The 14,330-nt window shown below is 53.9% G+C and carries 13 protein-coding genes and 1 pseudogene; 3 read left to right on the top strand and 11 right to left on the bottom strand.

Annotated features, from left to right (window positions below; all coding sequences use genetic code 11):
- Positions 1-8: 8 nt before the first annotated feature.
- The 4 genes from murA to NK662_RS05270 all read right to left on the bottom strand — a co-directional run bounded on the left by murA (position 9) and on the right by NK662_RS05270 (position 3,558).
- Positions 9-1,295, bottom strand: a complete 1,287-nt coding sequence (murA, locus tag NK662_RS05255; protein WP_254757850.1) for a UDP-N-acetylglucosamine 1-carboxyvinyltransferase — start codon at positions 1,293-1,295, stop codon at positions 9-11.
- A 24-nt stretch (positions 1,296-1,319) separates the two neighbouring features.
- A complete protein-coding gene (fsa, locus tag NK662_RS05260) occupies positions 1,320-1,964 on the bottom strand; it encodes a fructose-6-phosphate aldolase (protein WP_254757851.1) in 645 nt (214 codons plus the stop codon).
- Between the two features lie 160 nt (positions 1,965-2,124).
- Entirely contained in the window at positions 2,125-2,982 is an 858-nt protein-coding gene (locus tag NK662_RS05265) for a class II fructose-bisphosphate aldolase (RefSeq protein WP_254757852.1), read from the bottom strand.
- Positions 2,983-3,189: 207 nt separating this feature from the next.
- Complete coding sequence (locus NK662_RS05270; RefSeq protein ID WP_254757853.1) at positions 3,190-3,558, bottom strand: response regulator; 369 nt, start codon at positions 3,556-3,558, stop codon at positions 3,190-3,192.
- Between the two features lie 240 nt (positions 3,559-3,798).
- On the opposite strand from NK662_RS05270, the gene NK662_RS05275 reads away from it, so the two are divergent.
- Together NK662_RS05275 and NK662_RS05280 are read left to right on the top strand one after the other, a co-directional pair.
- Positions 3,799-4,356 carry a DUF2529 domain-containing protein gene (locus tag NK662_RS05275; protein WP_254757854.1) on the top strand — a complete coding sequence of 186 codons (558 nt, stop codon included), beginning with the start codon at positions 3,799-3,801 and terminating at the stop codon, positions 4,354-4,356.
- Positions 4,357-4,480: 124 nt separating this feature from the next.
- Positions 4,481-5,851: an LPXTG cell wall anchor domain-containing protein gene (locus tag NK662_RS05280; RefSeq protein ID WP_254757855.1), complete on the top strand. Its 1,371-nt coding sequence runs from the start codon at positions 4,481-4,483 to the stop codon at positions 5,849-5,851.
- Between the two features lie 31 nt (positions 5,852-5,882).
- On the opposite strand, the gene NK662_RS05285 is transcribed toward NK662_RS05280, so the two are convergent.
- The 4 genes from NK662_RS05285 to rpoE all read right to left on the bottom strand — a co-directional run bounded on the left by NK662_RS05285 (position 5,883) and on the right by rpoE (position 10,094).
- Positions 5,883-6,758 (bottom strand): C40 family peptidase, encoded by an 876-nt coding sequence (locus tag NK662_RS05285; RefSeq protein ID WP_254757856.1) that lies wholly within the window; start codon positions 6,756-6,758, stop codon positions 5,883-5,885.
- 61 nt (positions 6,759-6,819) lie between these two features.
- A complete protein-coding gene (locus NK662_RS05290; RefSeq protein ID WP_254757857.1) occupies positions 6,820-7,542 on the bottom strand; it encodes a serine hydrolase in 723 nt (240 codons plus the stop codon).
- Between the two features lie 195 nt (positions 7,543-7,737).
- A complete protein-coding gene (pyrG, locus tag NK662_RS05295; RefSeq protein WP_254757858.1) occupies positions 7,738-9,345 on the bottom strand; it encodes a CTP synthase in 1,608 nt (535 codons plus the stop codon).
- Between the two features lie 248 nt (positions 9,346-9,593).
- Positions 9,594-10,094 carry a DNA-directed RNA polymerase subunit delta gene (gene rpoE, locus NK662_RS05300; protein WP_254758037.1) on the bottom strand — a complete coding sequence of 167 codons (501 nt, stop codon included), beginning with the start codon at positions 10,092-10,094 and terminating at the stop codon, positions 9,594-9,596.
- A gap of 362 nt (positions 10,095-10,456) precedes the next feature.
- On the opposite strand from rpoE, the pseudogene NK662_RS05305 reads away from it, so the two are divergent.
- Positions 10,457-10,588, top strand: a pseudogene (locus NK662_RS05305) (ring-cleaving dioxygenase); the annotation flags it as partial.
- A 12-nt stretch (positions 10,589-10,600) separates the two neighbouring features.
- Here NK662_RS05305 and NK662_RS05310 read toward each other — a convergent pair.
- The 3 genes from NK662_RS05310 to NK662_RS05320 all read right to left on the bottom strand — a co-directional run bounded on the left by NK662_RS05310 (position 10,601) and on the right by NK662_RS05320 (position 14,278).
- Complete coding sequence (locus NK662_RS05310; RefSeq protein ID WP_254757859.1) at positions 10,601-11,125, bottom strand: hypothetical protein; 525 nt, start codon at positions 11,123-11,125, stop codon at positions 10,601-10,603.
- Positions 11,126-11,237: 112 nt separating this feature from the next.
- Positions 11,238-12,269, bottom strand: a complete 1,032-nt coding sequence (locus NK662_RS05315) for an aldose epimerase family protein (RefSeq protein ID WP_254757860.1) — start codon at positions 12,267-12,269, stop codon at positions 11,238-11,240.
- A 23-nt stretch (positions 12,270-12,292) separates the two neighbouring features.
- Positions 12,293-14,278 carry a family 43 glycosylhydrolase gene (locus tag NK662_RS05320; RefSeq protein ID WP_254757861.1) on the bottom strand — a complete coding sequence of 662 codons (1,986 nt, stop codon included), beginning with the start codon at positions 14,276-14,278 and terminating at the stop codon, positions 12,293-12,295.
- Positions 14,279-14,330 lie beyond the last annotated feature (52 nt).

A 14,330-nucleotide genomic window follows, 5' to 3' on the forward strand; every position in this document is an offset into this window, starting at 1 on the left:
ATATGTGTTCAGGCGTTCTCGACCTGCTCTGCCTCTTGCTCGGTCAATTCTTCCCGCCAAATGCGCGCGCCCAGGCCGCGCAGCTTCTCCTCCAAGTCCTCGTAGCCGCGGTCAATGTGCTCCAAGCCCGTCACTTCCGTGATGCCGTTGGCCATGAGCCCGGCAATGACAAGGGCGGCACCGGCGCGGAGGTCGCTCGCTTTCACCTTTGCCCCGTTCAGCTCAACCGGCCCGCTGACAATCGCGGAACGGCCCTCCACCTTGATGCCGGCATTCATCCGGCGCAGCTCGTCAATATGCTTGAAGCGGGCGCCGTAAATCGTGTCCGTCACCACACCGGTGCCGTTCGCCTTTGTCAATAGCGAGGTGAACGGCTGCTGCAGGTCTGTCGGGAAGCCCGGATATACGAGTGTCTTGACATCCACAGTCTTGAAATTGCTCCCGCCGTATACGATGACTTGGTCATCCTGCGCCTCGATGCGCACACCCATTTCCCGCAGCTTGGCGATGACAGATTCCATATGCTGCGGAATGACGTTGTCGATGAGCAGCCGTTCCCCTGCAGCCGCCCCCAGAATCATATACGTCCCCGCCTCAATCCGGTCCGGAATGATGGAATGGTAGCAGCCCTTTAGGGAGTCCACGCCGTCAATCCGGATCACATCGGTGCCGGCACCCTTGATGCGCGCGCCCATGCTGGTCAGCAGGGTTGCCACGTCAATAATTTCCGGCTCCTTTGCCGCATTCTCAATAATCGTCCGCCCCTTGGCGCGTACGGCTGCCAGCATAATGTTAATGGTGGCGCCGACGCTGACCACGTCCAGGTAGATGCGGGCGCCGCGCAGCTCATCAGCGCGCAGATAGAGAGCGCCCTGCTCATTCGTCACCTGCGCTCCCAATGCTTCAAAGCCCTTAATATGCTGGTCAATCGGGCGCGGGCCGAGGTGGCAGCCGCCCGGCAGCCCGATGACCGCCTTTTTGAAGCGGCCGAGCATCGCTCCCATCAAATAGTAGGAGGCGCGCAGCTTTTTCACCTTGCCGTTTGGCAAAGGCATCCCGACCATTTTGGAGGGGTCCACGGTCATGTCCTGGCCGTTGAAGCTGACGGCGCCGCCCAGCTCCTCCAGCAAATCCCCGAGCGTTTTTACATCAGAAATATTCGGCACACCGCCGATGGTCACGGGAGTTTCCGCCAAAATGGTGGCAGGAATGAGAGCGACTGCACTATTCTTGGCGCCGCTGATCCGCACCGTCCCGTTCAGCTTGACGCCGCCTTCAATCATGAGTTTTTCCATAGTAAACTCCCTTCTTAGCCGTTGTTATGATCTGTTGTTCCAGTCATGCAGAAACTGTTCAATGCCCTTGTCTGTCAGCGGGTGCTGCATCAGCTGCAGAAAGACCTTATACGGAATGGTGGCGATATGCGCCCCGCGCAAGGCTGCTTCCGTTACGTGAAGCGGATGGCGGATGGATGCAGCAATAATTTCCGTGCGGATGCCATGCTGCACAAAAATAGTGGAAATGGTATCAATAAGATCCAGCCCGTTCTGGCCGATATCATCCAGGCGGCCCAGGAACGGCGAGACGTATGTGGCACCGGCTCGGGCTGCCATAAGTGCCTGGTTGGCATTGAAAATGAGGGTCACATTTGTTTTAATGCCCACGTCACTCAAAGCCTTTACAGCCTTTAAGCCGTCTGCCGTCATCGGAACCTTCACCGTAATGTTCGGCGCAATCGCTGCCAGCTCTTTCCCCTCGGCAATCATCTCCTCCGCCGTCAGGCCAATCACCTCCGCACTGACGGAGCCCTGCACCTCTGCCGTAATTTCACGCAGGCGGTCATGGAACGAAACATTCTTCTCCTTCGCGACAAGTGAAGGGTTTGTCGTAACGCCCGCCAGAATGCCCATACTGTTAATTTCGCGTATTTCCTCCAGGTTGGCTGTATCAATGAAGAATTTCATATTTATTCCTCCCTTTTTGGAATATGGCATCTCCCATTTTGATGCATTCTTGTGCATCTTGTCTATATTTGTAAAATGTTGACGCTTTCATTATACAACGAAAGGAAACCGTCTAAAAGCCTAGACGGTTTCCTGGTGGAGAAGATTTGTGAATATCGGATTATGCTTTGCCGTTGGAGCCGAATTCACGCATCTTGCCGATTACAGTTTGCTTGATTGCTTCGCGGCCAGGGCCGATATACTTGCGTGGGTCATAGGCTTCTTGATCGTTCGCCAGCACTTCACGCACAGTCTTTGTGAAAGAAAGTTGGTTTTCTGTGTTTACGTTGATTTTGGATGTACCAAGGGAGATCGCACGATCGATATCCTTTGTCGGGATGCCTGTTCCGCCGTGAAGCACCAAAGGCACGCCAGTCAGATCACGCACTTCTTCCATTTCCTTGAAGCCAAGGTTTGGTTCGCCTTTGTAAGGTCCGTGTACAGAGCCCAGTGCAGGAGCCAGGCAGTCGATGCCAGTTTGCTTTACAAGCTCAGCGCACTCCTTTGGATCAGCGTAGATTACGCCTTCTGCCACTACATCATCTTCTTGGCCGCCGACTGTGCCAAGCTCAGCTTCTACAGAAACACCCTTCGCATGCGCGTATTCCACTACCTTCTTCGTAGTTTCTACGTTCTCTTCGAACGGATGGTGGGAAGCATCAATCATAACAGACGTGAAGCCTGCGTCGATTGCTTCCTTACACTTATCAAAGCTGGAGCCGTGGTCCAGGTGGATTGCGACAGGAACAGTGATCTTCATGTCCTCCAGCAGGCCCTCAACCATTTTTACAACTGTTTTGAAGCCGCTCATATGACGAGCTGCGCCCTCAGACACACCAAGGATAACAGGGGATTTTTCTTCTTCAGCTGCTGCAAGAATCGCTTGTGTCCACTCAAGGTTGTTGATGTTGAATTGGCCCACTGCGTACTTACCTTCCAACGCTTTGTTCAGCATTTCAGTCATGGAAACTAAAGGCATGGTGAATCCTCCTAACGTTTTTTGCATCCGATAAGTTCTTATCATTGTCAGTATCTGCCATGATAAATCAAAGTATGTATAAAAGCGTACCGGACTTATTTTCTACATCCCATAGCATACCAACTTGTACTGTAAAACTCAACCGCATTCACCATTGCCAACCAGAATGAAAACGCTTTTTCAAGTATTTTTTTTAAATTCGTCAAACTAAGCGTTTACAGCAACCTCATTGCGCACAGCCTGCCGGATTTCATCAATGTCAAACGGCTTGGCAAAGTGCATCAGCGCCCCCAGCTCCTTCGCCTCCTGGATCATATCCAATTCGCCGTAAGCAGTCATTAAAATGACTTTAATATCGCGGTCAATCTCTTTTACATGCTTTAGAATTTCAATGCCGTCCATACCCGGAATCTTCATATCCAGAATGACGAGGTCCGGCCGGTCATTCTTCACAATATCAATTGCCTTAAAACCGTTGGCCGCCTGAAATGTTTCATAGCCTTCCTTCTGAAACACCTCGTTCAACAAGATGCGGATGCCGTACTGATCATCGACAATTAAAATCTTTCCTTTCATGTGCTCCCCGACCTTTCTTTTTTTGAGATATTTGTCCTACTATCTCACTTCAAACTTACTTCTATGCTTTCTTGCCTTCTCCTGCTTTCTGTATAGGTATATTTATCCAGATTTCTTACTTTCAACAAAATACGCTATAATCAGACAGGAGAATGCATATGCTTGCAGGAAAGCACACAAGGATTTTCCAATCATGTTAAGAATTATACACAATTTATTATAAAGAAAGGACAGAGAAAAATGTTAAAAATTTTTTCCACACAGTTGACCGGGTATTTGAAGCGGATTGCCGAGCAGGAGGACGAGAGCCTGGAGGATGGCGCCCGTCTGTTGGCACAGGCGCTGACTGGGAGCGGGACGATTTACATGTACGGCACAAGAGAAATGGAGGGCGTGGTGGCGGAGGCCCTGTACGGGGAGGAACCGTTCCGCGGCGCGCAGCGGCTGGAGCCGGGCGCTGATATCCAGCCGGGCGTCGACATTCAGCCCGCCGACCGGATTCTGTTGGTCAGCCGCTTCTCCACGGATGAGGACATTGTCGCGCTGGCCAAGCAGCTGCAGGAGGATGGCCACTCGATTGTTGGCATGTCCGCTGTAAAGGAAGGCGCTCCTTCCCTCGTTGACTATGTTGATGTGCATATTGATACAAAGCTGACGAAGGCGCTGATTCCAAATGAGGACGGCACACGTTCCGGTTTTCCCAGCCTCATGACGTCCCTGTTTGCCTACTATGGCTTACGCTTCATTATTGAGGAAATTCTGGCGGAGTATGACGAAGACCTGGGAGAACTTGTATAATACAGGTTCTCTTATTTTTTTACATCTTTTTTCAATTATTTCAAAAAGTATATTTCTTGATAGTGAACTTTGCGGTATATTACATAACGAAGGATTAAAATACCATATATTGGGGGATTTGTATATGAATAAGAAGCAAGCCATCGGCACTGTGGCAGCTGCCGCTCTGTTGCTGAGCCCATTTTCCGCGGCCGCAGAGAGCGATGCAGCCACAGTTTCAAACCCGCAAACCACCGTGACAGCTCCGGCCGGCACGCAAGAGCAAACAGCTCCGGCTGCTGAGCAGGCCCAGCAAGCACAGACTCCCGCTCCAGATGCCGCGACGCCGGCTCAGACTCCTGCTGCCGAGCAAGCACAAGCTCCAGCCGCTGAGAAAACACAGGCTCCGGCCATTAAGCAAGAAGCTCCTGCAATTGCCCAGCAGTTTGAGGATGCAGATCTGGCCCGGGCAGTGGCAGAGCGCTTTCATGTAACAACCAGCGATGTCCTGACACAGGAGCAATTGGATACCGACAGCCTGGTGCTGGACGGAAGCTTCTCCAGCATCAAAGGATTGGAAGCTTTCCGCAATCTCACAGCTGTAACGCTGACATCCTACAACCTGAAGAGCGCGGATCTGTCCAGCCATACAAAGCTGCAGGACCTCACCGTGTATGGAAGCCTGCAATCTATTAAGCTGCCAAAGAGCGGCAAATTAAAGCATGTGGATCTGTCCGGCAACCATCTTGCAACAGTAGATCTGACAGGCAATCCAAACCTGGAAACGATTGATCTGGCCTTTAATGGAGGGGACGAAGGCAGAGGCCTGACCTCCTTTACGATTGACCCTGAGACAGCTCCTGCGCACGTATATTTGGAGTTTAATGCGCTGAAGAATCTCCCTTCGTTCTCCGACAAGAACCTGAAGGACCTGCGGATTGCCATGAACGAATTTGATCTGAAAAATGGTCCGTTCGCCGCCCGCCATGCCCAGCTCTTGAAAACCATGCCGGGATCGCTTACTGAGGGCACAGGCTACGTCCATGCATTCCAATATTCCAAGGACTATGAGCAGGAGCTGGCTGATGCTCCAGTCATTCTAGCAGACTATAAAGATCGGAAGCTCGTAAACTTTGAAGGAGAAGTTTCCACTGATGGCGGCAAGACCTGGAAGGTGTATGAACAGGGACAAGCCTTTGCTGAAGGTCAAACCATCCAGATTCGCTACCACCTGAACGATGAAGAGGTGCCGCTGCTCAGTGAGGCGGCAACCATCACCTTCAAGCAGGACACGGGCACACCGGCTCCAACGCCAACACCAACACCGGCTCCAAGCACGCAGACACCTGCCGCACCGTCCCCGGTCGTGGCAACCCCTGTTTCCCAGTCGGTGAAGACAACGCCAGCTGCGACAGAATTGCCTGACACGGCAACGTCCATGTTCAACTACGGACTGGCCGGCCTCCTGACCGCAGGGCTTGGCCTTGTGCTTGGCAGAAGAAAGAAGCATCAGTAATGAAAAAGTCCCGGGATTCCCGGGATTTTTTCTATAGGCGCCGGATGGCGCACAGCTCCGCTTCGTAAGGGGTGCCCGCCAGCTCTATGATTTCAACGCTCCGCCCTGTCTTCGGCGCATGCAGCATCCGGCCAAATCCGGCGCAGATGCCGACGTGGTGGACCCGGCACTTTCCCTGTTCATAAGCAAAAAACAGCAGGTCGCCGGGCTGCTGCTGCCCGGGCTCCACCGGGGTCCCCTCCCGCGCCTGGTCGCCGGCATCGCGGGGAATGTCCCGGCCGATTGCCTTGGCAAGTGTGTGGGTGAAGCCGGAGCAATCGAAGCCGAACGCACTGTTGCCGCCCCACAAATACGGCAACCCCAGGAACCGTCTGCCGAACTTCAGCAGCCTTTCCCTGCCGGCGGGAGCCGGTGTCCGCCCGGCAATGATTTCACCAGACATGCGGCGCACCTTGCGGATGCCATCCGGTGTATGCACATACACCCAATGCTTCTGCTCCTCCGCTACCGGAAGGGCTGTTTGATAGGCGATGACCTGCTTGCTTGCCCCGTCGCTGCTGTACAGCTCAGCTGACGGCGATACCACGATAAAATGCTGCCAGGAACGGAGCGCAACAGCTTCTCTCAGCTGAGATAGCTGCATCCAGCCCGGATAGCCGGCCGCATCCTGCGAGGTCCGCTGCGACGGCACCCGAACCTCGGCCCAGTCCCCCTCCGTCCTGACCACCAGCACCTCCTCCCCGAGCAGCACCTGCGTCTGCAGCAGCTTTTCCTCAAACAGCCGATAGCGCTCCTTCACCGTCAGACTGTCAATCCAATACCTGGTCCATCCCGACAGAGCAAGCTGCAGCCATTCCCCCTGCACCGGCTTCGTCCATACATTCGCCACTGGCACGCTTACAAGCATGGCTTCCCTCCTGTAAAAAGGTCCTTTCTTTGTACGTATTCCCGGGGGCTTGCCAGCTTTCCTATTTTTCCAGTTGGTCTGCCACAATTTGCCCAATCCGGGCCTGCAGGTATGCCGCATAGGCAACATCGGACAGCTCCGACATGAGGACGGCTATGTATACGGTCTTTCCGCCCGCCTGGAGCCGGGCGGCGTCATGCAGCACACCCTGCAGGCTGCCTGTTTTGTTGGCGATGACCACGTCACGGTATTCCAGGAGACCGGGCAGCTGCTGGCGGAGCTGCTGCGCCAACAGCGGCTTGTAGAAGGAATCCCGCAGCGGGGAGCTGTCCATCTCTGCAAGCAGTCCGGCGACCTGACGGGCACTGCACAGATTGTCACCCCCGGCCTCCGCCGGGCTCTGCAGCATCCGGCGCCCGAGCACCATGCCCCGGGACGCGGCTTCCCGCTGCAGCGCGGGCATGCCCAACCGTTCGATCAGCCAGTTGGTTGCCGCATTATCGGACACTGCCATCATCAGCAGGCAGATATCTTCTATTAATAGTGCTGCTTCCGGCGAAAACGCTGCGGCGAGACCGCTCTCCTTCCCCAGGGCGGCGCACGGGACCCGCTCACTCATGTCCAGCTGCTGCAGCGCTGCAGCCAGGATCGGAAGCTTGATCAGGCTGGCGGCCCGGTGTACCACATTAGCCCCATACTCAAACTGCAGGTCTCCCTGCACAATACAACTCACCTTTCCCCCTGCTTTTTGCAGCAAATGCTCTATTTCTCTCTGCCATGTCATGCTGGCTCCTCCTTTTGGGTACTCCAATTCCTTCAATTGTTTCATTTTTCGAGAAGATTGTTTCATTTTCCGGAAACATTGTTCCATCTGCTGAAATCGTCCGTCTTCCATTGTTTCATTTCCCCGGCATTTGCCCCATATCCTTCACAATGGTTCCAGAACGCAAAAAAGCCCCGCCTATGCAGGGCCTTGCTCTTACTTATTCTCGCCGTTGATCATGGATGCTTCCACGAAGTCGCGGAACAGCGGCTGTGGACGTGTCGGACGGGACACGAACTCTGGGTGGAACTGGGATGCCACGAACCAAGGGTGGTTCTTAATCTCAATGATTTCCACCAGACGGCCATCCGGACTTGTGCCGGAGAAGACGAAGCCTGCCTGCTCCATTTGCTGGCGGTATTGGTTGTTGAACTCGTAACGGTGGCGGTGGCGCTCATACACAACCGGCTCGCCGTACGCGTTGAAGGCTTTTGTTTCCTCCTGCAGCTTGCATGGATACAGGCCAAGGCGCAGTGTGCCGCCGAGGTCTTCTACATCCTTCTGCTCCGGCAGCAGGTCGATGATTGCGTGCGGTGTATCAGAGTCAATCTCAGAAGAGTTGGCGCCCTTCAGGCCAAGCACGTTGCGGGCAAATTCAATGGATGCAATCTGCATGCCCAAGCAAATGCCGAGGAACGGCACCAGGTTTTCACGCGCATACTGGGCTGCCACGATTTTGCCTTCCACGCCGCGGTCGCCGAAGCCGCCCGGCACGAGAATGCCGTCTGCATCGCCGATCAGCTTCTTCACGTTCTCTTGTGTCACCTGCTCCGCATTGATCCAGCTGATTTCGATGTCTGTATCGAATGCATAGCCGGCATGGCGCAGGGCTTCCACAACAGAGATGTAAGCATCCTGCAGCTCTACATATTTACCAACAAGAGCAATTTTCGTCTTCTTGGACAGGTTGCGCACCTTGTCCACAAGCTCTTTCCACTCGCTCATTTCAGCCGGAGGAGCCTGCAGCTTCAGATGGTCGCATACGATCTGGTCCATGTTCTGCTCCTGCAGCGCCAGTGGCACCGCGTACAGCGTATCCGCATCGCGGCATTCAATCACAGCCTTCGGATCGATGTCGCAGAACAGCGCCAGCTTGTCCTTCATATCTTGGGAAACCGGGAATTCTGTACGAACCACGATGATGTTTGGCTGGATGCCGAGGCTGCGCAGCTCTTTCACGCTGTGCTGTGTCGGCTTTGTCTTCATTTCGCCGGCTGCCTTGATGTAAGGGATCAGCGTACAATGGATGTACATCACGTTGTCGCGGCCGATATCGCTCTTCATTTGGCGGATCGCCTCGAGGAACGGCAGAGACTCGATGTCGCCCACTGTTCCGCCGATTTCTGTGATGACAACGTCTGCATTTGTCTCACGGCCGGCACGGGATACGCGCTCCTTGATTTCGTTCGTGATGTGCGGGATGACCTGCACGGTTCCGCCCAGATAGTCGCCGCGGCGTTCCTTCTGCAGCACTGTGGAGTATACCTTGCCTGTTGTCACGTTGCTGTGCTTGCCCAGGTTGATGTCGATGAAGCGCTCATAGTGGCCCAGATCCAGGTCTGTCTCCGCACCGTCATCTGTTACGAATACCTCACCGTGCTGGTACGGGCTCATTGTCCCCGGGTCCACGTTGATGTATGGGTCAAATTTTTGAATGGTTACGCTGAAACCGCGGTTCTTCAGCAAACGGCCCAGAGATGCCGCCGTAATGCCCTTTCCTAATGATGATACAACGCCGCCAGTTACGAAAATATACTTCGTCATAAACGTTCTCCCTTCTGTTGTCTGTATATGCCATCAAGCGCTGATGCAGCGCATTGCAGGAGCAGCCCATATGCCTTTAGTGTAGGACTGTTTGTCCATTCTTATCAAAAATAAAAAAGAAAATTGCCCGCCCAAGACACTTATGCCGGGGAGCAATTTTCTCACATATATGAACATATTTGGTTTACGTACCTGTTTTAAAGAGCCCAAAAAAGATTCTACCTAGTCCCCTCTAAAAAGTCAAGGGATTAAATTTCTTCCTCTTCTTCCTCTTCAAACTCAGCCTCTTCTTCCTCTTCGAGCTCTTCCTCTTCATCCAGCTCGGCGAGTTCATCTTCGTCTTCCACGATTTCATCGTCGAATTCATCCACTTCATCTTCATCGACGAATTCATCTTCTTCGATTACATCCAAATCATCCAGTTCATCGATGTCTTCGAAGTCTTCGTCCTCTGCCACATAGTCATCCAGCAGATCTTCTTCGTCATACTTGCGCTTCTTCTTCGGCTTTGCCTGCGGCAGAATTTCTTCTTCCATCTGCTCGTACGGATACCAGCTGCGGAGGCCCCAGCGGTTTTCGCCAACGCTGATGAAGCGGCCATCGACGTTGATGTCTGTGTAGAATTGAGCGAGGCGGGTATGAACAGCTTCCTGAGACAATTCCAACGTAGTTGCGATTTCCTGCACCATGTCAGAAAATGCCGTGGCTTGCTTCTTGCCTTCCAGGATTGCGTGCGCCAGTTCAATCATAGATAGTTCCTTTAATTCTTCAGGTGAATATAGGTTCACGTAAGGCACTTCCTTTCTTCCATATATGATCATGCTTTATATACATAATAAGGCCTGTACAAAAAAGTCCATACTATTCATTATAAACAATGAAAGGGGAATTATGCCACTAAAAACTAAAGAGTTGAAAAACCTTTTGTTTTTAGGATGTGAAGTCCTGCCGGCAGGAGTGAAATCACTCCTTTTATAGGAATGCCGGCTGTTGATGGGCGTCCGTAAATCCCCTCTGTACAAGGCGTCCTTCAGCTCCTGTGTTCGAAGAGGGAGAAACGGGGAAAGATACGGAACCCCCAGAGACTTGATATTCGCCGTATAAAGGATGAGAACCGAACGGCATCCTCTCCGAACTGGCAACAGACGTCCCAGGCTTTGATACAGACGAAGATTTGCGCCATTTGGGAGAAGCTCTGGCACTGCCGCCATTTCTAGAAGGCCGCTTGCTCCAAGCAAAAGCGGCCCCCAGCCTGCTACTCGACGGATACAATCGGTTCAGGCGGCTTTTGGCTGACAGCCATTGGCTTATCGGTGTAGTAGAAATACAGATTCTTATAAAAGAGCGCGAACTTACTGTCCTTGAAATAGGAATCCAGACGCAGCATCGGCAGCTGCTTGCCATTCACCACCACATGCTTGCCTTCAGGAACCTCAGCTGTGCCGAACACCAGCTTGTCGTTCTCGAGCTGGGTGATGGACTTATTCGGGCTTTCGTACAAATTCATCCCGCTTGCCAGCGAGGCGTAGGAACGGCCGGCAAATGTGAGGGTTTTGAATACCCAAACCCGGTTCGGCTCAGGCAACACGACAAGGGTGTAGGGGCTGTCCGGCACTTCAATCGTCTGCACAGGCTTGGCGGTTTCCTTGGCCGCTGCCAGCTCGGTTGCCAAAGCGCGCTTCACCGCTTCCCCCGGCGTGGCCGAGGTAATCTTCGCCAAATTTAGAACTCCTATTACAGCCAGGCAAAACACAACAGCTGCCGCAATGTACCATTTCATGCGCTTCCCTCCTCGACTCTGTACCATTGTATGAATTAGATGGTATACCGAGAGAGGGGTGCTGTAAATGACAACTGTCTAAAAATTACAAAAAGAGGGGGATGCCTCCCTCTTACACGGTGAATTTGTACTTGGTCACAGCCTTGTACGCCGCATCCTTCTTCAGGACAACAGACGGGAACTGCGGATGGTGGATGGCATCCGGCAGCCCTTGCGTTTCGAGGCAGAGGCCGAGATAACGGCGGGACTGGACGCCGCGGATGCTGTGGTCATCCGTCATCTGCGTACCGGAGTAAAGCACAACGGCCGGCTGGTCTGTCTCCATAATCAGGCGGCGGCCGGACTCCGCATCAGCCAGTATAATTTCCTGGGCAAAGTTCTCGTTCAGCAGGAACGGGTGGTCGTAGCCGCGGCCCGCGAGCACGTTCTGGGCATCCTCGGAGCGGACACCGTCCACCAGCTTGCGTCCCTCACGGAAATCGAAGGCTGTCCCTTCCACCGGCAGGGCCGCGCCCGTCGGCAGCAGGTCCTCCGTCAGCTCGCCGAAGCGGTCGCTCTTGATCAGCAGCACATGCTCTGTCGTATCTCGCTTCAGGTTGCCGCTCAGGTTGAAATACGTATGGTTGGTCATGTTCAGCAGCGTATCCTGATCGCTGACGCCATGATAAGAAATGACAAGTTCATTATCATTGCTCAATGTGTACGTCACCTTTACATGCAGCGTTCCCGGGTAGCCCTCTTCCCCATCCGGGCTCACATAGGAAAATACGACGCCATTTTCAATGATTTCCGCATCCCAAACTACACGGTCAAAGCCCTTCAGGCCGCCATGCAGATGATTCTGCCCGTTGTTTTGCGCCAGCTTGTACGTCTTGCCGTTCAGTTCAAACTCTCCACCGGCAATGCGGCCCGCCACACGGCCGATGACTGCGCCAAAGTATGGAGAATACTGCTGGTACTCGGCAATGCTGTCAAAGCCCAGCACCACATTCTCACGCACACCGTTTGCATCCGGCACGAGAATGTCCGTGATGATGCAGCCGTAGCTGATGCATGTTACTGCCATGCCGTGATCGTTTGTAATGGTAAAGGAGTGGACGGCCTGCCCGTCCAGCTCATCGAATACTTGCTTTTGTACGTCCATGTCTCTTGCTCCCTTTTACAATGTTAATTCAGTGTCCAAACCTGCAGATGGCGGAATTCCGTTTTCATTTCAGCAAACAGGCCGATTCCCGCCTCACAAGTGCTCACATCTCCATCAAAAATCAGCATATCATCCGCCAGAACAACCGCCTGTCCGCCTCCCGCCTTCACCAGCAGCGTGTGCCCGTCCCCGAAGGAGAGGAGAGGTGGGTAATCCGCTTCCTCCGACTGTCTGACGGTGCCGTCCTCGATCCATTGGATGCAGACCCGGCGCTTTGCCTCGTCAAAGGAAACCCTTACATAATTGTCCTGATTCAAATAGGATATGTATATCCCCAGCCTGCCCTTATATTGTGAATTCGTTTTCACATCTACGGAGCATTGATAGCCGGTGCCGAATGGTTCCTTCATTACAACCATACCAAGTCTGCCATCCTTTTCATAGGATAACTTGCGGCCAAGCAACGACCAATCGCCGCTTGCCTCAAAAAGCGGCAGGCTCCCCGGCATCAGGCTGACCTGCTTCGTCAGGGCAAAGCCGGCATAGGAAGCCGAAGTGGAATGTGTAACGAAGCCGACACGCCCCGATGGAACAGGAACGGATGCACGCAGCAGCTCCTGTCCGTCCACCCACACAGCCGCATGAGACAGATTCCTCTCCACTCGGATGCAGTGCCACACATCCCAGCGGAAGCCCTTCTCCAGCCGGCCGCGATGCAGCTCGGACCGGATGCCGTTCACCGCCGCGAGCACCTGGAACTCATGGCGCCCGGTGTGGAACAGGAGCTGCACATAATTTGCTTCATTCTGATAGGCAAGATACAAGCCGTATAGTCCGCCAAGATGGGACGGCACCGGCGGATTCCACTTCGCACTGACCTCGCACACATAGCTGTTGACCGGCTCCCGCAGCAGCCATTCCGCCTTCCCTGCCGGGGACGTCTGCCGCAGCTCTCCGTCTGCCGTTTCCCACGCACCGCCGTTCTCTTCCCAAAGCCCGTTATCCAGGCCTTGCACAGTCGGCAGGGCAGGTGCTGCCTGCAGGTCATGGGAAGGTCCGGGCGTCCACATGTGCTCTCCCTTCCAGAAAAGCGGGTCAATGCGCAGCTGCCGGTGCTCCCGGTGCATCTCATGGACCTTGCCGGCGTCCACACCATGGTACACAATCCAGTCGTCTATAAGGTTTGGCGCTTGGATGACTGAGTTATGGCCGGTGCCAAGGACGTGTTCCGTTTTCTTCATCAGCGGCGCATAGGTGTATTCGTTCGGCGCCTTAGTCCAAGGGCCGGTAATGGTATCCGCTATGGAATAGCCGATGAAATAGTGCGGCTTCAGGTAGGCATTGCCGCTGTACATGCAGTAGTGCTTCCCGTGCCGCTCCAGGTAAAAGGCGCCCTCAATCGTATGCCAGTCCCGCCCGTCGCCAAAGCGGTTCTCCTCGAACACCTCCTCCTGCAGCGTCGGCTTCACCACAATTTGCGGCTCCCCGGCCGGCGTGTACAGGTCAAGCAGGCGGTCCACCAGGATGACGGTGCCCGGATGGTCCTCGTCCGTGCCCGCATAATCATTGGTGGAGTAGAACAAATAAAATTCTCCGTCCCGCCGCACGACATGGGCATCGATTGAGAAGGTGTCAAACAGTGTTTTTACATAACGGAACGGGCCCTCCGGCGCTTCCGACACCGCCACCTTCATGATTTCAAAATGCGGGTCGTGCTCATCAGGCTTCATCGAGGAATAGTACATATAAAAGAGGCCGTTATGATAGTAGACAGCCGGCGCCCAGTAGTCCTTCTGATCCGGCAGGCGCAGGGCATAGCCGAGGTGCTGCCACTCGCACAGGTCCCCTGATGCCATCACGGTAACACCCTGTGCGCCCGTCGCGTAGCTGTAATACATCCCCTTATATTTGATCACGTACGGATCCGGATTCACGAGCGGATACTCCTGATCATTCTCCTCCGGCCGATGAATGACCGGCGGGTTTTGAAAAGTGCGTAGCTCTCCCATTTTCAGTTCCCCTTTGCTGTAAAAGAAGAGCCGGATCGCGGCTCTTCAGTCA

Source organism: Ectobacillus ponti, assembly GCF_024294785.1.
Classification (GTDB): domain Bacteria; phylum Bacillota; class Bacilli; order Bacillales; family Bacillaceae_G; genus Ectobacillus; species Ectobacillus ponti.